This is a genomic window from Streptomyces sp. NPDC050416 (genome assembly GCF_044458845.1).
GTDB lineage: Bacteria > Actinomycetota > Actinomycetes > Streptomycetales > Streptomycetaceae > Streptomyces.
The window spans coordinates 26,224-45,071 of the sequence record NZ_JBITII010000018.1 but is presented as its reverse complement, the minus strand read 5'-3'; the positions used below and the strand labels follow the sequence as shown (position 1 = coordinate 45,071).

Here is an 18,848-nt window from a genome sequence, read left to right as displayed (position 1 = left end):
CACCGCCACACACCTGGTGAACGCCTAGCCCGCCGGTAAGGGCGAGCTGCCCGGCACCGGCTGGCCCGCCCCACCGAGGCGCCTCGCCGCGCACCCGCCTCCACGCCCTGGTACGCGGCGCGTTCCTCGGGCAGGCGCCGGGTCAGCTCGCGGTACTCCTTCAGCGATGTCCCCGCCAGGCCGCGCGCTGCGGCCTTTGCCCTGGCTCTGCGCGAGCTGGGCCAGTTGCCTGCAGCATGCTGATGTGCTGCGCGAACCCCTCACCGGGCAGAGGCGGTTCCATTGGAGTGAACCCGCAGGCATTACTGCCCGGAGGGCGCCCAGCGGCCAGTATGTGTAGTGCGCGATCAAAAATGTATGCGTGCCGCGGCCGTCGCCGCTCTGGCCTTCCTGCCCATGGCTGCTCCGGCTGCCGCGTCCAGTGAGGCCAGCGCGGCGCGGGCCGCGATCGACTGCCCGTCCGGTTAGGTGTGTATCTAGCCCGAGATCAACTTCGGTGGGCAGCCGTGGGTGAGGCGGGCGGTGGACGGCAGCGTGAAGGACCTTCCCTCCGCGATCCGTGACCGCGGCAGTTCCATCCGCAACAACTCCGACCGCACCGCCCGGGTGTATGAGAAGCGCAACCACAGCGGCCCGTGGGTGTGCGTCACCCGCAGCGGCGGCTCCATCCACGACCTTCGCGGCTACAACCTCAACGACCAGACCCGCTCCCTGAAAATCAACCGCAACGACTGCGGCTGACCACCCACAGCCCGGGGCGGACCTGAGCCGGTTGGCGCCTGGGGGCGGCCGCGTTGTCCTACAGGGGCCGTCGCCCGGTGATGGCGCCGCCGGGGTCGTCCAGCAAGGCGACGCGGGCGGTGATGCGCTTGCCGACCGGCTCCCGCTGCGCTTCGAAGCCCTGCGCGACGGCCATGACGATCTCCAGACCGTGCTGGCCCACCCGTCCGGCGTCGGCGGCCCTGGCCACCGGCAGTACCGGATCGCAGTCCCACACCACGATCTCGACCGTGTCGCCGGTGACGCGCAGGTCCATCAGCACCGGGCCGGGTGCGTATTTGCGGGCGTTGGTGACCAGCTCGCTGACCACCAGCTGGGTGAGGCCCATGGCACGCTGCGAGACCGGCAGGCCATGCTCGGCCTGAACCCGGGTGAGGAAGTCCGCGGCGAGGTGGCGGGCGCGGGCGATGCACGTGCCGTCGCCCTCCAGGGCCACCGTGGTCTGTATGGCCTGCTCATACGGGGCCTCGCTGTCCTCACCCACTGACACTGGTTCCATCGCGGCCCGCCTTTAATGCCCCGTTCACACCCCCGCGCGTACCCACCCACCCGCGGCATACGCCTCACGTCTAGTCGCCAAGGCATTACCCGCGCTAGGCGGGGCAGCACTCCAGGTGGAAGTCTTGACGTGCCAGTATGACCGACATGCCTGAGGAACCCATGACGGACGCCGAGAAGACCCAGCAGCCCCGAGGGCTGTCGGTCGAGGTCACCGCCACCGACGGCATCCGCGTGCTGACCCTGGCCGGCGAGATCGACCACCACACCGGCGCCCCGCTCAGGCAGGCCCTGGACGTCTCCGACACCGCCCGGCCCCGCATCGTGATCGACATGCGGCAGGTCACCTTCATCGACTCCAGCGGCATCAACATCCTCATCGCCACCCACCAGGCCGTCACCGCGGCAGGCGGCTGGCTCCGCCTGGTCGGCCCCGCCGGATCAGTGATGCGCACCCTGCAGATCGTCGGTGTCGACGCCCTCATCGACTGCCGCCCCACCCTGCGTGAGGCACTCACCAACTGACCAGCCCCTCGGGCGCCTGCACGCGCTGACGTCCGCCGGGGCGGCTTGGGGCCCGGACAGCCCCATCCAGCCCCAAGCAATGTGCGCACCGCGGCGGCCCGCGAGGACCAGGCTGCTATTCCGGTCGCGGGGTCCTCACACCCGTCGTACACAGGGTGTATGGGCGACAGCGGCGTGAAGAGAGCGACGCCGGACTGATCACCTTGCCCCATCGCGAGAGGGGGGCGACATCGTGCCACTGGTCATCGTGGAATCGCCGGTTCCCGGAGAAAGCGGGCGACAAGTCATCGTGCGCTGCCCGGAGGCAGAAAGGTGCATCGGTATCGCTCACTCGGACCAGGAGCTCCTGCGGCTCCTGGAGAAGGTCGGGCTGACCGGCTACGAGAACGACCTCGATCTCCCTGGCGCAGTCGAATGGCAGGGGCTCGGTCCGCACCAATGGGAGTGCCCGAGCTAGCCAGAATCCCTACAGCGCCCACAGGAGCTGCTGAGCAGGCGCTTATCCGGTGCCTACGGTGGCGAAACCAACAATCGGGCTTCCGGTCCCATACGTCGCCCCTGACCCGGCGGTCCCTCGATCTCCGGGTGCGGCGGGCGCCAAGGGTTGCGACCGTAGGAGTGAAGCAGGCAGGTCCGAACGGGCGAGGACGGAGGCAGCCCGCATGCTCAGACCACATCCTTCGCTCCTGCGGGAACTCGTCGAACGCTGCGAGACGCTCAGGCAGCGCGCGGCGTCCAGCGGCAGTGAGAAGACTAAACGCCAGCTCGAGGACGCCTCCTACACGCTGTGCGTGGTCACCGGAACCCGTCAGTTGGACACAGCGCTGTACGTTGCCCGCCAGCACCTGGCCGACGCGATGCGACGCGAGCAGCCTCTCCATCGCTGAGCAGGTGCCCTTCACCGGTAGGGCGACCTCGGTGGCGTAGGAGGTGAGGGGCCCGATCCCGTCGGGTGCACGGGCGGCGACCTGCGCGGCGGCGACCTCTTCGGCCGACTCCCCCGCGACCAGGTCCAGGTCGGGCTTCGGGCGGATCAGCGCGATGACCGTCTCGTTCACCGTCATGGGGTGGGAGGCGCCGGAGCGGCCCGCGCTCGCTGCTGGTTGCGCGCTATGTCGGCGGTTCTACGAAGCTGTATGGCGGAAGCGGGCCATGGACCCTGAGCTCAAGGTGGGGGTGTGCATGCCGCACCTCATCGACCGCAGCCAGAAACCGGTCGGCGTTGTCGCGTTCGACCAGGAACGAGAGGTTCGCCAGCCATCCGGTGCTCTGCTGTCCGACGCTGACCGCTGCCGCGGCCGACTCGAGTTCGGGCCGGAGCTGAGCCGCATCGTGATCCTCCTGCGCCTGGATGGCTGTGGCGACCATCTCGCCCAGTTCCAGCTTCTCTTCCTGGCTGCCGCCGCCTGCTTGGCGGGTTTCCTCGGCCAGCGCGCGGATGTCCTCGTTCTGCGCCATCACCAGACGGAGCACAGCCTCTTCGTTGGGGGTGGCTTTGATGTTGTACTCAGCCATGCCGTCCAGATCCTGCAGTCGCTGCAGGTAGTGGGCCGCATGCTCGGTCAGCATCGCCGTCACCGCCTCATCGTCGGGGCGAGTTGCCGAACCGCATCGGCAGCACGACTGCGCCTTCGCTGGCCTTGGCGAGCACGCCTGGTGTGCCAGCAGGTCGCGGCGCTTGGGGCGCAGGTTGTCGGGTGCGTCGCTGACGATGGCGGCCAAGTCGCCGGCGCGCAGGACGCGCACCGGATGCGGTGGTTCGCCGATGCCGTCGGTGTGGTGCGGCATGGAGGGGTGTGAGGCGTGAGCGATGCCGTAGACGTAGGTGCTCACCGCTCCTCCTCGCCACGACGGCGGGGTCGTGCGCCCTCCGTTTCCCTTTCCTGTCCGCGAGCCTGCTGGAACGCGTCCGAAAGGGCCTCCGCTGCTCCGGACAGGGCCCCTTTGCTCTTGGCTTGCTCTTGGCCTGGCCCCCGGATTGCCCAAGTTGGCCACTGACCACCTCGGGCAGCCCTGCCGGCTTGCGCGGGCCCGCCTCAAGATCAAGACGGTTGCACGCCTCGGCAAAGCGCAGATACGTGTCCACGCTCGCCACCACAACCCGCACATCGATCTTGAGGATCTCGATCCCGACGAGGGAGACCCGGACGAACGCGTCGATCACCAGTCCACGGTCCAGCACCAGCTCCAGCACGTCATACAGACCGCTGGAACCTCCTCCGCCACCGCCCTGAGCCGAAACCACACTCACTCTGACCAGCTCCCTTACCGCGCCAGCGGACGCTCGCCCGGTCCAGGCAGCCGCCACACCGGATCCCAGCACGCCCAACGCGAGCTAGTAACCCCGCTACACGGCACCAAACCGATATTCCACGGGGGGAAACGGGCCGATTGCGGCTCCGGCGTGTGTCTGAGACCTGCAACCGTCCGCCGCCCTCGGCTCTTCGCCGGAGTGAGAGGGCGGCGAAATGAGGTGGCCCGATGGCAAACACGTCAGGGGGCACTGCCACAGGCGACGGGCCCCATCAGTGGGCGCGCTGGCTTGGGCCTGTCTACGCGTTTCACAACATCATGCGAGACCACTTGGGCCTGTGACGCCGAGAGCTACGACCCGTACTGAGCGGAGCTCGCGCGACAGGCTCCGAGGCTGAAAAGGGCGCGCGGCGGTACGGTCATCGATACCGTGCCGCCGCGTCACTCACCCCAGCAGCGCCACCCGTCGCATGCCCGCATAGAGCTGATCTACGCGCTCCCCCGGGCTCATCGTCTGCCCGCTGCCCGACCGGCTCAGTGCTGATGGTGATCGCGTTTGGACAGGTAGAGGGGACTGAGCTGGCGCCAGTAGCCGTGCACAAGGTCTTCGGCCTCCTGCGCCGCCCGCTGAGCGCATGGCGCGTCCGTCGGCAGGCGTTGCTCGGCTTGGGCCGCGGTGGATCCCGTGCGTCGGGCCTTCCTCGGCGCCGTCCAGCGCGAGGCACGGCGGGATACGGCAGCAGTGCGCGGCCTGCCACGTCGGCCCGCCAGGCACCATCGCGCAAGCAGTATCGCGGCCACCACCGACAATGCGCTGACGGCATAGACCTCATGACCCGCCACTGGCTCCTCCTGCCGGACACCCGTACGGACCCTGCCGGGTTCGTGTGCCCCGGTATCCCATCGTCAACGTCACCGCTGGGCCAAGAAACCCTCACACATGCCATCGCCGGGTGGTGGGGGGGCGGCACCGGCGCGGGGAGGACCGGGCGTTCTGTATGCGAAGACTCCTGACCCGGGCCGCGCATCATCGGCAGCCCGGGCAGGGCGGGCACCGCCAGCGGCACCGTCTCGCACAGCCCGACGCCCAGCAGGAAGAGCACGCCGGGGCCGACCGTGCCAGTGCCCCACCTTCCGGGCACCACGCTGCGCCGACGGGGTGGGCCGTAGCGGAGCCACGTGTCACGTTCTGGGCGGTTCCGGCGGCCACTGTGCGTGGAACTCGACTGAACCGACAGCCGCCCACCGGCCCGGCAGTGCGGTGAACGCCGTGGAGAATCTGGGTTCAGTTCCCGCAAGAGCAGTGGAGAAACCAGGGAAATCGACCGTGTGTTCTTGCATTCGCCGGGCACCAGGAGCGACGGAGGTTGATAACTATGGTTCCCCTGCTTCTCGTTCTTCTCCTGGCTCTGATCCTCTTCGGCGCGGGCTTCGCGATGAAGGCACTGTGGTGGATCGCCGTCATCGTGCTGGTCGTCTGGCTGCTGGGCTTCGTCATGCGCTCCGCGGACACCGGCGGCCGCAAGGGCCGCTGGTATCGCTGGTAACCCACCACACAGCAACATGCCTGGGGGCCCCGGATACATCCGGGGCCCCCAGGCATGTCCCGGATCAGGACATCCCTCCGGGCAAACGGTGTAACTACCACCCTCCCGGGAACCGGGCCTCATAGCTGGGGCCCGGTGAAGCAGTGGAACCTGCGCCTCCAAACCACCGGACCCCAGCCACCCGACACCCGCACGCCGCGCCCGACAAACAGCATCTGCCGCCGCAGGCCGCAGTGGCTCTACACCTCTTCCAGTCCGGCCCACACACTCTGAGCACGGCGGGCGGCCGGTGAGCAGTTCGTCCCCCGCCGCCGTGGGCGAGCTATGCCCGGTAGTCCTGGAGCATTCCATGTGGCGTAGGGTGGGAGCACCGACGCGGGGTGGAGCAGCTCGGTAGCTCGCTGGGCTCATAACCCAGAGGTCGCAGGTTCAAATCCTGTCCCCGCTACGAGAACCGGCCCCTTCCGATGCGACATCGGGAGGGGCCGGAAGCGTCTGGAAGATCGACGCGGGCACCAGCCGCGTACTGATGAGCCCGCACGATGGTGGAGTCGACCGAGATGTCCCAGTCGATCTCGCCTGCGGCGTCGGCGGCGGCCTGGACCTGCTGCAGCAGACGCTCCCACGTGCCGTCGGCCGACCACAGCCGATGCCGTTCGTAAACGGCCTTCCAGGGGCCGAACCGCTAGGAAAGATCCCGCCACTGAACTCCGGTCCGCACCCGGTGCAGTATCCCGTTGATCACCTGCCGGTGGTCTCGCCACCGGCCACAACGTCTGTTGCTCACCGGCAGGAACGGCCGCAGGCCGTTCCCACTCGGCATCCGTCAAGTCACCCCGCCCCATGCCTGACCCAACGAGCCAACAGCCAGACAGTCACATGATCGGGCGGACAAGTCCTAGTAGCTGTCGACGCTCGCGTCCAGCAGCGGTCCGAGTTCCCGCACGACGGTCGTCAGGGCCCGGTCGTCGCGTTCGGCGCGGGCGATCAGCAGGGCGCCCTCTAGGGTGCTGATCATGAGCGTCGCGAGTGGTTCAGCCCGGGCCGCCGGGACTCCCATGTCCGTCAGCGCCTCGGCGACCGGGCGCGTCCAGTGGGCGAACGCCGCTGCGGCCGCCGCGCGGGTGGAGTTGGTGGACTGTGCGCAGTCCACGGCCGCCGCGGCCACCGGGCAGCCGCCCTCGAAGCCGGTTCTGGCGAATTCCTCCGTCCACTGCCGGACCATCGCGGCGAACAGCCGGCTCGGGGTCGGCTCCGGCATCGACGCGAGGAAGCGGGCGATCCGCTGGGCGGCGTACCGGCCGGCCCACTCCACCGCCTCGTTGACGAGCTGCTCTTTGCCGCCGGGGAAGTAGTGCTGGAGGGAGCCGCGCGGCGCCCGCGCGTGCGCGGCGACGTCGCGCATGCCGGTCGCGGTGACCCCGTCCCGCCGGATCAGCTGGGCCGCGCTGAACACCATCCGCTCGCGTGGCCCGCGCTCGGACACCGCCATCGTGACCTCCGTCTCGACGCATCGGCACTCACTCTATGACCGGCGTCATAAAGCGCGCTACTATGACAGCCGTCATGACTCGTGACGACGCCTCGCACGGAGGGCGGTCCCCATGGACGTCGGCTTCATCGGTCTGGGGGTGATGGGTCAGCCGATGGCGCTCCGGCTGGCCCGGGCCGGCACCCCGCTGCTGGTCTGGAATCGCACGGCCGCCCGCACGGCTCCGCTGCGCGCGGCCGGCGCCGAGGTGGCGGCGGATCCCGCCGAGGTATTCGCGCGGACGGACGCCGTGATCCTCATGCTGGCCGACGACCTCGCGATCGACTCCACGCTGGGCCGCGGCACACCGGACTTCGCGGCGCGCGTCGCCGGACGCGTCGTGGTCCACATGGGGACGACGTCGCCCGAATACTCGCGCGCGCTCGAGGCCGACGTGCGCGCGGCGGGCGGGCGCTATGTCGAGGCGCCGGTCTCCGGGTCCAGGGTGCCCGCGGAGAACGGGCAGTTGGTGGCGATGCTGGCCGGGGACACGTCGGCCGTGGAGGTCGTACGGCCGCTGCTGGCACCCCTATGCAGGGGGACGTTCGTCTGCGGCCCCGCGCCGAACGCCCTGCTGATGAAGCTCGCGGTCAACCTGTTCCTGATCACGCTGGTGACCGGGCTGTCCGAGGCCTACCACTTCGCCGACCGGCACGGGCTTGACCGCCGGCTCTTCCTGGACGTCCTGGACGCGGGCCCCATGGCCAGCGGGGTGTCCCATATGAAAGCGCCGAAGCTGTACGCCCGCGACTTCGCGGTGCAGGCGGCGGCCCACGACGTGCTGAAGAACAACCGGCTGATCGCCGAGGCCGCCCGCAAGACGGGGATCGCCTCGCCGCTGCTCGACGTCTGCCACGCCCTGTTCGAGGAGACCGTGACGCTGGGCCACGGCCACGAGGACATGGTGGCCGTCCTGCGCGCGATCGAGTCACGCACCCAGGACGGCCTACAGGGTTAGCTAGTGCTGTCAGTGCCCGTTGATAACGTGCTGCGTCCAGTCGTGGAGTTCATGAAGGGACGGGGTACGTGCGGAATGTGACGTGCCATCAAGTCGGCGAGCAGCGGTTGGCCGAGGCGCTCGACGACATCGGCGGGCGGGCCTACACGCGGTGGCACTCGCTGCGGTACGGCAGCATTTCGCCGACGCTGATCCGGGCCATGGCGGACGAACTGCTCGACCATGTCGCCGCGCGAACAGTGACGGAGCCGGGGCTCGACGCTGCGGCCAGCACGGTCGCCGTCACCGCCGCGGAGTGTGTGCATGGAGTGCTGAGCATCATGTGCTTCCCGAGCGGGGACCAGGAACTCCGGTTCCCCCTCGTCGGGGAGCGGATCAGCACGGACCCGGACGACGACGAGTTCGGGGACGGGCCCATCACCTTCCGGGACGTCGTCAAGGAGGCGCCCACCGCGCGGACCTGGCTCGACATGTTCGAGATGTGTGTCGTCAGCGGGCATGTGTGGGACTGGGAGCGGGTCACCGGGCTGCTGCTGCGCGGTGACTACGCGCCCGCCATCCGTGACGGCGTGCCCTACAACCGGTACGCCTCCGTCTCCGACCCCGCCGACCTCGCCGCCATGGACGCCCTGTGCCCCTATCTCACCGAAGCGGCCGGGCATCTGCCCCGCGACTGGCCTACGGTTCCGCTGCGCAAGCCGGACGCCGGGGAGCGCACGGAGGCCGCCCGGCGGCTCGACGAGGTCGGCGACGCGCTGAGCGCGGACCAGCGGCTGCTCCGCGTACTCCTCGACGACGACCAGCACGCCTTCGAGGACGCCCTCGTCGCCCGGCTGGTCGCGTACCGGGAGAGCGTCGAGGCCGATGCCGGTGATCCCGCGCCCCGGTCCCTCCTCCCCCTCGGCACCCTCGCCCTGGCCTGTCTCGCCGTCCAGGTCCATGGGTGGGAACTCGGTGTCCGGTCCGGGTATCTGCCGTACGGTCTGCTGGGATCGCCGGACGCGCCGCGCCGGGCAGCGGAGGGGAACCGGAACAATTTGGGCTGCTGGGCCGCCAAGTAGGCCGGGGTCGGTACCGAGGGACGGACGTCCGTCTGCCATCCGTACGCCACTTCACCGCCACTTCGCCCGCCCCCGGCTGACCGGGACCGCGGCAGCGCTTCGATGACAGGGCGAAGTGGACCTTTGACGCCTTCGACGGAGGCCGCTGCCACAGGGGGTGTTGGTGCGCTGCGTACTTGGCTTCGATCAGTCGACGTCCTGCCGGCGCACCGGCACGGAACCTGCACCGCACGATCTCCCGGGGAGAAGCCGGGTTGGACACGCCCATCAAGCCGATCCCGTCGGCTTCTCCCCGCGTCGCAGAAGACTCCCCAGAACTGGAGGAGTATCTCCCCGTGACTGAGACCAGCCGTAGTCCCTCAACTTCCTCGTCGGCCATGGCGAAGGCGCTGACCTGGATCAGCGCGTTATCCGTACTGGGCACGATCATCGCCGTCATCGTGCTTACCCTCAGCGGCGATAGGGACTACTTAGAACTCCTAACAAAATGATCTTCGAGGTGGTTGGATCGCTCCGGGACCGTTGATCCGGGGGTGCGGGGTGGCTCGGCCGAAGCCGTGGGAAGTCGATGACGAGTTGTGGTCAGTGATCGAGCCGCAACTGCCCAAGGTCGAGCGTCGGACCCGGCATCCAGGACGCAAGCGGCATCCGGACAGGCTGGTGTTCCAGGGCATCCTGTTCGTGCTGCATACCGGGATCGCCTGGGAACACCTGCCGCAGGAACTTGGCTTCGGTTCGGGGATGACATGCTAGCGGCGCCTGGCCGAGTGGACCGAGGCCGGAGTGTGGCCTCGGCTGCACGAGTTCCTCCTCGCCAAGCTCCGCAGCGCGGACGCCCTGGACTTCTCCCGTGCTGCTGTCGACGGCTCTCACATCCGCGCGTTAAAAGGGGATCCAAGACCGGACGAAGCCCCGTCGACCGGGGCAGGACGGGCAGCAAGAATCACCTGATCACCGAGGCCACCGGCATCCCGCTCGCGGTCACCCTGACCGGCGGCAACCGCAACGACGTCACCCAGCTGAGCCCACTCCTTGAGGCAGTACCGCCGGTGCGGGGCAAGCGCGGCCGGCCCCGGCGCCGCCCGGACGTAGTGCTCGGCGACCGCGGCTACGACCACGACAAGTACCGCCGGCTGCTATGGCAGCGCGGCATCCGCCCCGTGATCGCCGAACGAGGACAGGAACACGGCAGCGGCCTCGGCATCTTCCGCTACGTGGTCGAGCGCACGATCTCCTGGCTGCACGGCTTCCGGCGTCTGCGGATCCGCTGGGAACGACGCGACGACATCCACGAAGCCTTCCTCGGCCTCGCCACATGCCTGATCACCCACCGCCACGTCCAACGCCTTTGTTAGGACCTCTACGCCCTGGCCCGCGCCCAGAACCCCGCTGCCCGCTGCCTGCTCCAGCTACGCCTCGCCCGCACCCTCGCCGCACGAGGCGACCGAAACGAAGGACGAGCCGTGCGGCGTGCCCTCACCGCAGCGGAGAAACACCTCAACGGCGCCGACACCGACCGGCCCGCCTGGTGCGCCTGGGTGTCCGAAGCCGATCTCGCGGTGGACTCCGGCCAGGCCCTCCTCGACCTCGGCGACACCGGACGCGCCCACCACCTCATCAGCGAAGGTGAACGACTGCTGCCCGAGAGCCGAGGCAAGACACGAGGCATGTTCCTCGCCTATCGAGCAGCGAGCTACCTCGACCTGAAGGAACCGGAGCCCGCCGCGCCAGGAGTTCGCTTGCGACGTGCAAGGCGCCCTCGCCGCCAGCGGACAAACGTCGTTGAACGGGGTCCCGGCATGCTGGCCGAAGCCGACAAGGCTCTGGCCGGTCTGTCCGACACGACGATCCGTCTGCACAACAAACCGGCTGAGCAGTTCGTCCCGCCCCACGCCGACTGGGCGGCCGACGTGGTCACCGTCTGCCGGGCGTTCCACTGGATGGACCAGCCGGCCGTGCTATCGCTGCTGGATGGCTGCACGGCCAAAGACGCTGCCGTCGTCGTCATGGGAGACGGCAGCCTCTGGACGGCCCGCTCGACGTGGACGGACGCCCTGCGGTCCCTGATCCAGGAGTACACCGGCAACGAACGCCGGGCTGGAAAGGGCAGGACCTACTCGGCGCACGACCGCCCCTACCGGGAGATCCTCGCCGAGTCCGCCTTCTCCGACGTCGAAGAGCACACGATCCCGGTCGAGCGGCCCTGGACACCGCAGACGGTCATCGGCTACCTGTACTCGACGTCCTTCGCCTCTCGTCCCCTGTTCAGGGACCGGCTGGAGGAGTTCGAGGAGCGAGTACTCGCCCTGCTGACCGAACACAACGACAGGGGCGGCCTGATCGAGCGCGCGCGCTTCGACGTCCTGATCACCCGACGCGCCTGACCCCAGCGTAGGGCCGCTGGGCGGAGTGATGCCCTGCGGGTCAGGCCCGGGCCAGCGTCCCCCCTGGCCGCGGGCCGAGGTCCGTCAGCCACCACACGGGAGGCTGCGGGGCGTCGTCCTGCCACTGGTGCAGCGTCCGGTCGTCCTGGTGATTGTCGCGGTGGCCGCGCCACCGTGTGCAGTACTGGCGACCCTCAGTGGGGACGGCGTACATGGACGGGCAGTGGTCCTTCCCCCGGTACCGCACACGCAACTCGTCGACAGCTGTGGCGGTCGGCTCCACCGTCCAGTCGGCCATCTCGAGCGCGCCTCCAGGGCGACGTTCGGCTCTAGCCGCAGGAAGCCGCCACGATGTACGTCCTGGTCGATCGCCGATCCCATGACCGTGTACGGGTACGTGCGCAGGGCCCGGTCTGTCAGCAGCGTCAGCCACTCGTGGGTGTCCGCAAGGGCGCGGCCGGTGCGCTGCGGGACCACGTTGCGCGTGGGGTACTCATGCAGGCGCTAGACGTCGATCTCAGGCTCGCGGCGGCCGGTGGCAGCATCCGCGATCAGCACGCGCAGGCCTCCTGGGCGCGCGATCCGCGCGTAGCGGGCCGTCTCTTCCGGCTGCCGGTGATCGTCTCGGCGAGGCAGTCCTTCTGGCTAGCGAGCTCGCCCTGCTGGTGGGTGGCGACAGCGGCCTGAAACGCGGGAAGGGCAGCAGTGCGGATGCGGTAGCCGGCGACCTTTCCGAATCCGGGGCCCTCGGCGAGGACAGGGGAGACCTGGGCCGCGATCCACCAATTGCGACGGACGCCGCGCTTCAGCGCGGCCTTGAACGCGCCACTGCTGCCGGTGAGCTTGCCCTCGCCGTGCGGACCGCGCAGAACATCGGCGGGCACGTAACCGTCCTCGCGGGTAGCAGACTCACGCAGGATGCGCCGGGCGGTGGCAGGCAGGGAACGCTGTCGTGCTCGGGTCATGGTCGAAGGGCCGGTCTCGGTGGCCGATGCCACCGAAGACCTCGTCCAAGCGGTCTCGGAGTGCCAGGACGTGATGATGGCCCTGGCCGCCATCCCCGGCGCTCCCTTGAAGCTGCGGGACACCCCACGTGAACAGTTGATCGAACAGTGTCGCGAGGTGCTGGAGCCCCTGGCAGAGGCCCTCGCCTCGTTCGTGGAAGCTGCCCGCGAGTCGTTGGAGAGCACCGGCACGGAGGACGCCTGGCTGTACAGGCGGCCTGATCCGCAGACCCCGCCTGCCGGTGACCGCGTGTCAGGACGACGGGGACTCAGTGCGCTCCTGGGCAGGAGTCGTGGTCGCTAGGCCCGATGGTCTGTGCGTCCGGGAACGGCCGGAGCCCCGCACGAGCGGGGCTCCGGGTGGATGATGGTCCGGTGTCCGGGGCTGTTGACGGCAATCCCGGACACTTTCTACTGCCGATCCAGATGCCGACTTGGCGCATCCGTGTGCCAGGAGCCGAGGACCTCGCCGAAAACGGGCCAGAGCACCGTGTTGCGCCCCCATACCGGGTCGATGAGCGTGACCTGCCAGGCCCGGGCGACCTCGCGCACGGCCAGGCGGTCGCACCCAGGCAGGATCCGACGCACCGCGCGCGCCGGCACCCAGTTCCCCATCCCGGTGTTGACCCGGGAGCCCCACGTCGTGACGTCGACCGCGTTCCGTTCCCCGTTCTCGTCGAGGCGGCTTCCCGGCCGGTACGCCCGTAGGACCAGCCCGGCCTCGGCGGCCCGCGCGCACAGGGCCCGGGCGAGCGCCGGGTCCGCGACGAATCCGGAGACGACGCCCGCTGACGCCACGGCAGTTCATGGAACGTGGCAACTTCGCCGGGCTGAGAGCCTTCGGTGAGGAACCCCCCGTCGTTGGCGGCCGCGAGGACCTCCACCAAGGGCTTGGTCTCCGGATCCGGGCCGCCGGGACCGGACCCGACCTCACAGCGGGGTGAGTCCCGCCTCTGACCTGACCGTCACACCGAAGCTCCCCCGTCGGAGGGTTCGATGCGGATCACGATGGATTTGGTCACCGGCGTGTTACTGGTCTCGGCCGTGGAGTCCAGGGCGACCAGCACGTTCGTCTCCGGGTAGTAGGCGGCGGCGCAGCCGCGCGGCGTCGGATAGCGGACGGCGCGAAAGCCGGGGGCGCGGCGTTCACCGTCCGGGTTGACGCTGATCAGATCGACCAGGTCGCCGTCGTGGAGGTGGAGGTCGCGGAGGTCCTCCCCGTTGAGGAAGACGACCCGCCGTCCTCCCTTGATGCCGCGGTAACGGTCGTCGAGGCCGTAGACGGTGGTGTTGAACTGGTCGTGCGACCGTACCGTCGTCAGCAGCAGGTGTCCCAACGGAACTTCGGGCGCGGTCGGTGGGTTGACCGTGAACTGCGCCTTGCCGGTCGACGTGGGAAAGGTGCGGGAGTCGCGCGGTGCCCTGGGGAGCATGAAGCCGCCGGGCTGCCGGACGCGCTCCTCGTATGCGTGGAATCCGGGGCAGACGTGCTCGATGTGGCGGCGGATCACGGCGTAGTCGTCGCGCATGCCGCGCCAGCCGAGGTCGTCGCCGAAGAGAGCGTGCCCGAGGTCGGCGACGATCGCGACCTCGCTGCGCAGGTGCGGTGATCCCGGAAGGAGCCGTCCGTGCGACGAGTGCACCATGGCCATCGTGTCCTCGACCGTCACGAACTGCTCACCGGAGACCTGCCGGTCGCGCTCGGTGCGGCCGAGGCAGGGCAGAAGCAACGCCTCGGTGCCGTGGCACAGATGGGACCGGTTCAGCTTGGTCGCGACGTGGACGGTGAGGGCGCAGTTGGCCAGCGCGGTCTCCGTGACCTGCGTGTCCGGCGTGGCCGCGGCGAAGTTGCCGCCGAGGCCCATGAACACGTCGACCTCACCGTCGCGCATGGCCTTGATCGAGCCGACGGTGTCCAGGCCATGGGCACGGGGCGGATCGAACCCGAACTCGTCGCGGAGCCTGTCCAGGAACGGTTGCGGCATCCTCTCCCAGATGCCCATGCTGCGGTCGCCCTGGACGTTGCTGTGCCCGCGGATCGGGGCGGGCCCGGCACCGGGGCGCCCGATATTGCCGCGCAACAGGAGGAAGTTGACGATCTCGCGGATGGTTGCCACGGCGTTGCGGTGCTGGGTGAGGCCCATCGCCCAGCAGACGATGACGCTGTCCGCGGCGAGCACGTCGGCCGCGCAGTCCTCGATCAGGCGGCGGGGCAGGCCGGCCATCGTCTCGATCTGCGACCAGTCCAGGGCACGCCATGCCGTTGCGGCCGCTTCGAAGCCGTCGCAGTACCGGTCGATGAAGTGGTGGTCGAGCACGGAGCCCGGCTGGGAGTCCTCCCGGTCGACCAGGGTACGGTTCAGGCCCGCGAAAAGGGCCAGATCGCCGTTGATGCGCACCGGGAGCCAGCGGTCGGCGAGCTGCGTGCCCGGGCCGACCAGGCCGCGCGCGGTCTGTGGGTTGTGATAGCGGCCGAACCCGGCTTCGGGGAGCGGGTTGGCTGCGATGATGCGGGCGCCGCGCCGCTTGGCCTGTTCGAGCGCGCTGAGCATGCGGGGGTGGCAGGTGCCGGGGTTCTGGCCCACGATGATGATCAAGTCCGCGTAATCGGTGATGTCGGAGATCGTGATGAGACCTTTTCCGACGCCGATGGTCGCGCTCAGGGCCTCGCCGCTCGACTCGTGGCACATGTTCGAGCAGTCGGGCAGATTGTTCGTGCCGAGCCTGCGCGCCAGCAACTGGTAGAGGAAGGCGGCCTCGTTGCTCGTCCGGCCGCTGGTGTAGAAGACGGCACGGTTCGGATCGGCGAGGCCGAGCAGGCGATCGGCGGTGAGCGCGAGTGCGTCCTCCCACGAGATGGGCGCGTAGTGCGTCGCGCCGGGGGCGAGGTGCATCGGCTGGGCCAGCCGGCCCTGCGACTCCAGCCAGTGACCGTCCCGCTCCCGCAGGTCAGCGACGGAGTGCTCGGCGAAGAACGCCGCGTCGACGCGTTTGCGCGTGGCCTCCCAGGCGACGGCCTTCGCGCCGTTCTCGCAGAACTCCGCGATCTTCCGGTGGTCGGGATCGGGGTCGCCCCACGCACAGCTCGGACAGTCGAAACCGTCGACGTGGTTCACCTTCAACAGCGTCTGCAGACTCCGCTTCGGCCCCATTTCGGCCATGGAATACCGCGCGGATTCGGTGATGCCGTGAATTCCGACGCTGGCCTTCTCGGGTCCTGACGAGGTCACATCCGATACGGACGGGTTGATCGGTTTCTCAGCCATGACTGCCTCTTTGCCCTATACGTGGACTATCGTATGCGAGAGCAAAGTCGACCGCAGCCGTCGCCTCACTCCGAGCAATTCCCGGCCGTCAGAACAGCCAGTCTTCTACCGGGCGTATCGGGGCAAACCGCAGCCAGGTCCGGCACCCTCACCTGACGTCGACGAAGTCGCCGGCTGCCGTGGACGGCGGCCTGGTCGGAACCGCCGTGGTGCTTCACGTCGTAGACCCGGTCTCCGACAAGACCGACCGCGCCGGTGCCCTTGGGGCCGGGGGCGACGACGGCGACCGGGCCGTCGACGGGCCGCTTGTCGATGCCTGTCGCGCTGAGACCCTTCCAAGGGTTGGGGCGGGGCCTGCCGACATTGACGGAGAGCAGCTTCACCGCCGGGGGTCAGGCCGGCCACTCTCGGATCACCGGGGCGTTTCGCAGGTGATCTCGTCATGTGGGGTGTAGTGGGTGCGGAACGGCTCCCGCCTCACTTCCTTGCCGTCGTTGTGGAAGACCCGCTCGACGGTGACGTCGAAGCCCTCGAGCGGGGTCTGCGGCACGCAACCGATGTGATCCGGTCGTAATTCCTGGTGCCGAGGAAGGTGATGGTCACCGAGGTGTCGGTGGACTCGGCCTGGACGCAGATGGCGCTGCCGGAGTCGTTGGCGAACCTGAGATCGAGGCTGCTCCAGGCGACCGTCGCCTCCCGGCCCTCCGGGTAACGCTCGATGTAGAAGGAGTGGGCGCCGTACTCCAAGGGCTTGACCCCGGCGAAGAACATCGCGTTGAACATGGTCGTGGCCACGGCGGAGACTCCACCACCGGGCGCCTTGGTGAACTGATCGTCGAGGATCATGATGCCCTCGACGAAGCCGTTGGCCTCGGTGCGCTCGCCCACGGTCCGGTTGAAGCTCCAGGTCTCCTCGGGCATGACCAGGGAGCCCTTGATGAGCTGCACGGCCCGTCCGATGTTCTTCGTGCGGTACCCATCGGTAGTCCTCCTCGACGAACCAGGTCCGGGGCGGGGCGCCACCACGGCCCGCCTAGCGCTGCGTGGAATCCGTGCCGGCAGACCAGTGATGTGCTGAACTGACCGGTCTACGCCGGAGATCGGCTCGATATCGTCTGTTGGTGAGCCGGACCGCAGAGGTGTGTCTTCGGTCTGCTTGTCAAGCGATACGCACTCGGCGTGGCGTTGTCTCAATCCTTTGGCAGGCGATAGCCGCATCTCCGGGTTCCGAGGCGTCCGGCAGGGCCTAGGCCGGCTTGACGAAAAGGAGGACTTATCGGCCATGATCACGGACTGTGACCGCTCACCTACGGCGTCCCCGCCGGGCGCACCGACCGTGTAACGCGCCTTCTTCGGGCGGTCGCGCGCCCCCGACGGCGTGCTGCTCCTGCCCTGCTGTCGGCGCCCTGGCGGCAGGGACGATCGGCGGCTGAGAGACGGCCGTCTGGCGCCGGCGTCGCTGCGGCTGTACCTGGGAGAGAAGGAGCGGTCTACGGGCTCCTCCCGGCCATCCCCCAGCCCAACCAGACCGGCGGCCCGCAGGGTGACGCCTACTTCATGGCTCCGGCTTGGCGGACGTGCGCCTGCCCGTCGCGCTCCTCACCGTCCCGTCCCCTCACCACCTCACCGCCCGCCCACACGGCCGAGACCGTTCCCCTCCCCGATGCCGTCGCGAGTCTGCCGCTGGCCACCGAATCCCGCGGCGGCTACACCCGCGAGGCGTTCGGGCATTGGATCTCCGGCGACGACCCGGCCGACGGATGGACGACCACGACACTGGCGGTGACCGGGCCGGGGTCGGCTGCCGGCGTTTTCGACGACGGGTGCGGGCCGCTTGCACGTAAGGACACGCCTGCCGTGCTGTTGATCACCGCACCCAATGCTGACATGTCATATTGTCTGACTTTCCCCTCTCCCTCCACAGGAATATCGAGGTCTGGCCGTTATGCCCGATGGACAGCTCAACAGGGCGCATGAGGAGCTCAGAAGACCCCGTTGCGTCGCCCTCCGCCCGCACGCCGTGGCGGCCTGCGCCACCGCCGCGGTCATGGCGTCGCTCACCGCCTGTTCTTCTCCCCGCACGCTCGACGACGTGCAGACGTCCCTAACGCACAGTAGTGCGCCGGCCGCCGAAGTGGCGGGGCCGCCGTCAGCCAGCCTTGGCGCGGCTCTTGAGCGGTCGCTCGCGCCGGTGCTGATGGACGGTGACACCCGGTTGGCGGTTGCCGTGCTCGACCTGAACAGCGCTGACCGGGAGATCGCGTCTTACCAGGGCGACGTGTTGTTCACCACGGCGAGCATCAGCAAGGTGGACACTCTCGCGGCGTTGCTGCTCCAGGCGCAGGATGAGGGCCGCGAACTGACGAATGAGGAGCGCCAGGCCGCCGAGGCGATGATCACGACGAGCGACAACGACGCGGCGGACCTCCTGTGGCGGGCGATCGGCGAGGGAGAAGGCCTCGACGCGGCGAACGAACGGCTGGGGCTTTCCTCGACACATGGCGGGCCCGGCGTCCACTGGGGCCTCACCCAGACGACAGCGAAGGACCAGATCCGGTTGTTGCAGTCGGTTTTCCCCCATGGGATGGCGGACCCCGCCCGCACGCGCGAAGGGCTGAACCCGGAATCCCAGGCCTACATCCGGGAGCTGATGGGTGACATCGTGGAAGGCCAGGACTGGGGAGTGTCGGCCGCATCCTCCCGCTGGTGGCTCAAGAACGGCTGGCTGCAGCGCACTGCAACCGGGCTGTGGGTCATCAACAGCATCGGACAGGTCAGGCTGCCGGGGCACCGGTACCTGCTCTCGGTTCTCAGCAGCGGCAACACGTCGAAGCAAGGCGGCATCTCGCTGGTCGAACGGGCGGTGAAAGCGGCGATCGACGCAGCCAGCGCCCATGCCCGTCACACGCCGGCTGCCGCAGATGCCACGAGGCCAGTAGGGCTCCGTTAGGTCAGTCTTGATCCCGCGCCGTGTGGGCCTCGTGGCCGGAGTAGCTTCGTTTACTTCGAGCAGCAGCATCTGTCTGTGCATTCGGGAGGCA

General features: G+C 69.0%; 17 protein-coding genes, 1 tRNA gene and 5 pseudogenes. 12 read left to right on the top strand and 11 right to left on the bottom strand.

The window, feature by feature from the left end:
* Nucleotides 1–534: 534 nt before the first annotated feature.
* Nucleotides 535–741 (top strand): peptidase inhibitor family I36 protein, encoded by a 207-nt coding sequence (locus ACIBL4_RS37810; protein WP_399416337.1) that lies wholly within the window; start codon nucleotides 535–537, stop codon nucleotides 739–741.
* A gap of 58 nt (nucleotides 742–799) precedes the next feature.
* Here ACIBL4_RS37810 and ACIBL4_RS37805 read toward each other — a convergent pair whose 3' ends face one another.
* The gene (locus ACIBL4_RS37805) at nucleotides 800–1,279 is read right to left on the bottom strand and encodes an ATP-binding protein (RefSeq protein ID WP_399416336.1); all 480 of its coding nucleotides are present in this window, start codon (nucleotides 1,277–1,279) and stop codon (nucleotides 800–802) included.
* Nucleotides 1,280–1,425: 146 nt separating this feature from the next.
* On the opposite strand from ACIBL4_RS37805, the gene ACIBL4_RS37800 reads away from it, so the two are divergent.
* Together ACIBL4_RS37800 and ACIBL4_RS37795 are read left to right on the top strand one after the other, a co-directional pair.
* Nucleotides 1,426–1,803: an STAS domain-containing protein gene (locus tag ACIBL4_RS37800; RefSeq protein ID WP_399416335.1), complete on the top strand. Its 378-nt coding sequence runs from the start codon at nucleotides 1,426–1,428 to the stop codon at nucleotides 1,801–1,803.
* Nucleotides 1,804–2,465: 662 nt separating this feature from the next.
* A complete protein-coding gene (locus tag ACIBL4_RS37795) occupies nucleotides 2,466–2,690 on the top strand; it encodes a DUF5133 domain-containing protein (protein ID WP_399416333.1) in 225 nt (74 codons plus the stop codon).
* A 223-nt stretch (nucleotides 2,691–2,913) separates the two neighbouring features.
* On the opposite strand, the gene ACIBL4_RS37790 is transcribed toward ACIBL4_RS37795, so the two are convergent.
* Both ACIBL4_RS37790 and gvpJ read right to left on the bottom strand, forming a co-directional pair.
* Complete coding sequence (locus ACIBL4_RS37790) at nucleotides 2,914–3,636, bottom strand: GvpL/GvpF family gas vesicle protein (RefSeq protein ID WP_399416332.1); 723 nt, start codon at nucleotides 3,634–3,636, stop codon at nucleotides 2,914–2,916.
* A gap of 115 nt (nucleotides 3,637–3,751) precedes the next feature.
* Nucleotides 3,752–3,997 (bottom strand): annotated as a pseudogene (gene gvpJ, locus ACIBL4_RS37785) (gas vesicle protein GvpJ); the annotation flags it as partial.
* 1,435 nt (nucleotides 3,998–5,432) lie between these two features.
* Here gvpJ and ACIBL4_RS37780 point away from each other — a divergent pair.
* Both ACIBL4_RS37780 and ACIBL4_RS37775 read left to right on the top strand, forming a co-directional pair.
* Complete coding sequence (locus tag ACIBL4_RS37780) at nucleotides 5,433–5,603, top strand: DUF5670 family protein (protein WP_279541689.1); 171 nt, start codon at nucleotides 5,433–5,435, stop codon at nucleotides 5,601–5,603.
* A gap of 374 nt (nucleotides 5,604–5,977) precedes the next feature.
* A tRNA-Met gene (locus tag ACIBL4_RS37775) sits at nucleotides 5,978–6,051 on the top strand.
* A 48-nt stretch (nucleotides 6,052–6,099) separates the two neighbouring features.
* On the opposite strand, the pseudogene ACIBL4_RS37770 reads toward ACIBL4_RS37775, so the two are convergent.
* Nucleotides 6,100–6,448: pseudogene (locus ACIBL4_RS37770) on the bottom strand (IS5 family transposase); the annotation flags it as partial.
* Between the two features lie 53 nt (nucleotides 6,449–6,501).
* On the bottom strand, nucleotides 6,502–7,095 hold the full coding sequence (locus ACIBL4_RS37765) for a TetR/AcrR family transcriptional regulator (protein WP_399416331.1): 594 nt from the start codon (nucleotides 7,093–7,095) through the stop codon (nucleotides 6,502–6,504).
* Between the two features lie 112 nt (nucleotides 7,096–7,207).
* Between ACIBL4_RS37765 and ACIBL4_RS37760 the strand changes: the two genes are divergently transcribed.
* The 5 genes and pseudogenes from ACIBL4_RS37760 (at nucleotide 7,208) to ACIBL4_RS37740 (ending at nucleotide 11,537) form a co-directional block, all read left to right on the top strand.
* Entirely contained in the window at nucleotides 7,208–8,092 is an 885-nt protein-coding gene (locus ACIBL4_RS37760) for an NAD(P)-dependent oxidoreductase (protein WP_399416330.1), read from the top strand.
* A 68-nt stretch (nucleotides 8,093–8,160) separates the two neighbouring features.
* Complete coding sequence (locus tag ACIBL4_RS37755) at nucleotides 8,161–9,153, top strand: immunity 49 family protein (RefSeq protein WP_399416329.1); 993 nt, start codon at nucleotides 8,161–8,163, stop codon at nucleotides 9,151–9,153.
* Nucleotides 9,154–9,488: 335 nt separating this feature from the next.
* Nucleotides 9,489–9,644: a hypothetical protein gene (locus tag ACIBL4_RS37750; RefSeq protein WP_399416327.1), complete on the top strand. Its 156-nt coding sequence runs from the start codon at nucleotides 9,489–9,491 to the stop codon at nucleotides 9,642–9,644.
* A 49-nt stretch (nucleotides 9,645–9,693) separates the two neighbouring features.
* Nucleotides 9,694–10,508 (top strand): annotated as a pseudogene (locus ACIBL4_RS37745) (IS5 family transposase).
* Between the two features lie 108 nt (nucleotides 10,509–10,616).
* On the top strand, nucleotides 10,617–11,537 hold the full coding sequence (locus tag ACIBL4_RS37740) for a methyltransferase (protein WP_399416326.1): 921 nt from the start codon (nucleotides 10,617–10,619) through the stop codon (nucleotides 11,535–11,537).
* A gap of 40 nt (nucleotides 11,538–11,577) precedes the next feature.
* Here the strand turns inward: ACIBL4_RS37740 and ACIBL4_RS37735 are convergent, their stop codons facing one another.
* Together ACIBL4_RS37735 and ACIBL4_RS37730 are read right to left on the bottom strand one after the other, a co-directional pair.
* Nucleotides 11,578–11,835: a hypothetical protein gene (locus ACIBL4_RS37735; protein WP_399416324.1), complete on the bottom strand. Its 258-nt coding sequence runs from the start codon at nucleotides 11,833–11,835 to the stop codon at nucleotides 11,578–11,580.
* Nucleotides 11,836–12,088: 253 nt separating this feature from the next.
* Complete coding sequence (locus tag ACIBL4_RS37730; RefSeq protein WP_399416323.1) at nucleotides 12,089–12,421, bottom strand: hypothetical protein; 333 nt, start codon at nucleotides 12,419–12,421, stop codon at nucleotides 12,089–12,091.
* Between the two features lie 79 nt (nucleotides 12,422–12,500).
* Between ACIBL4_RS37730 and ACIBL4_RS37725 the strand changes: the two genes are divergently transcribed.
* Complete coding sequence (locus tag ACIBL4_RS37725; RefSeq protein ID WP_399416322.1) at nucleotides 12,501–12,845, top strand: hypothetical protein; 345 nt, start codon at nucleotides 12,501–12,503, stop codon at nucleotides 12,843–12,845.
* A 107-nt stretch (nucleotides 12,846–12,952) separates the two neighbouring features.
* Here the strand turns inward: ACIBL4_RS37725 and ACIBL4_RS37720 are convergent, their stop codons facing one another.
* The 4 genes and pseudogenes from ACIBL4_RS37720 to ACIBL4_RS37705 form a co-directional block, all read right to left on the bottom strand.
* A complete protein-coding gene (locus ACIBL4_RS37720; RefSeq protein ID WP_399416321.1) occupies nucleotides 12,953–13,339 on the bottom strand; it encodes a DUF6919 domain-containing protein in 387 nt (128 codons plus the stop codon).
* A 167-nt stretch (nucleotides 13,340–13,506) separates the two neighbouring features.
* A complete protein-coding gene (locus tag ACIBL4_RS37715; RefSeq protein ID WP_399416320.1) occupies nucleotides 13,507–15,807 on the bottom strand; it encodes an FdhF/YdeP family oxidoreductase in 2,301 nt (766 codons plus the stop codon).
* A gap of 188 nt (nucleotides 15,808–15,995) precedes the next feature.
* Nucleotides 15,996–16,190: pseudogene (locus ACIBL4_RS37710) on the bottom strand (MOSC domain-containing protein); the annotation flags it as partial.
* Between the two features lie 29 nt (nucleotides 16,191–16,219).
* Nucleotides 16,220–16,782 (bottom strand): annotated as a pseudogene (locus ACIBL4_RS37705) (VanW family protein); the annotation flags it as partial.
* 1,072 nt (nucleotides 16,783–17,854) lie between these two features.
* On the opposite strand from ACIBL4_RS37705, the gene ACIBL4_RS37700 reads away from it, so the two are divergent.
* Nucleotides 17,855–18,757 carry a serine hydrolase gene (locus tag ACIBL4_RS37700; RefSeq protein ID WP_399416319.1) on the top strand — a complete coding sequence of 301 codons (903 nt, stop codon included), beginning with the start codon at nucleotides 17,855–17,857 and terminating at the stop codon, nucleotides 18,755–18,757.
* Nucleotides 18,758–18,848 lie beyond the last annotated feature (91 nt).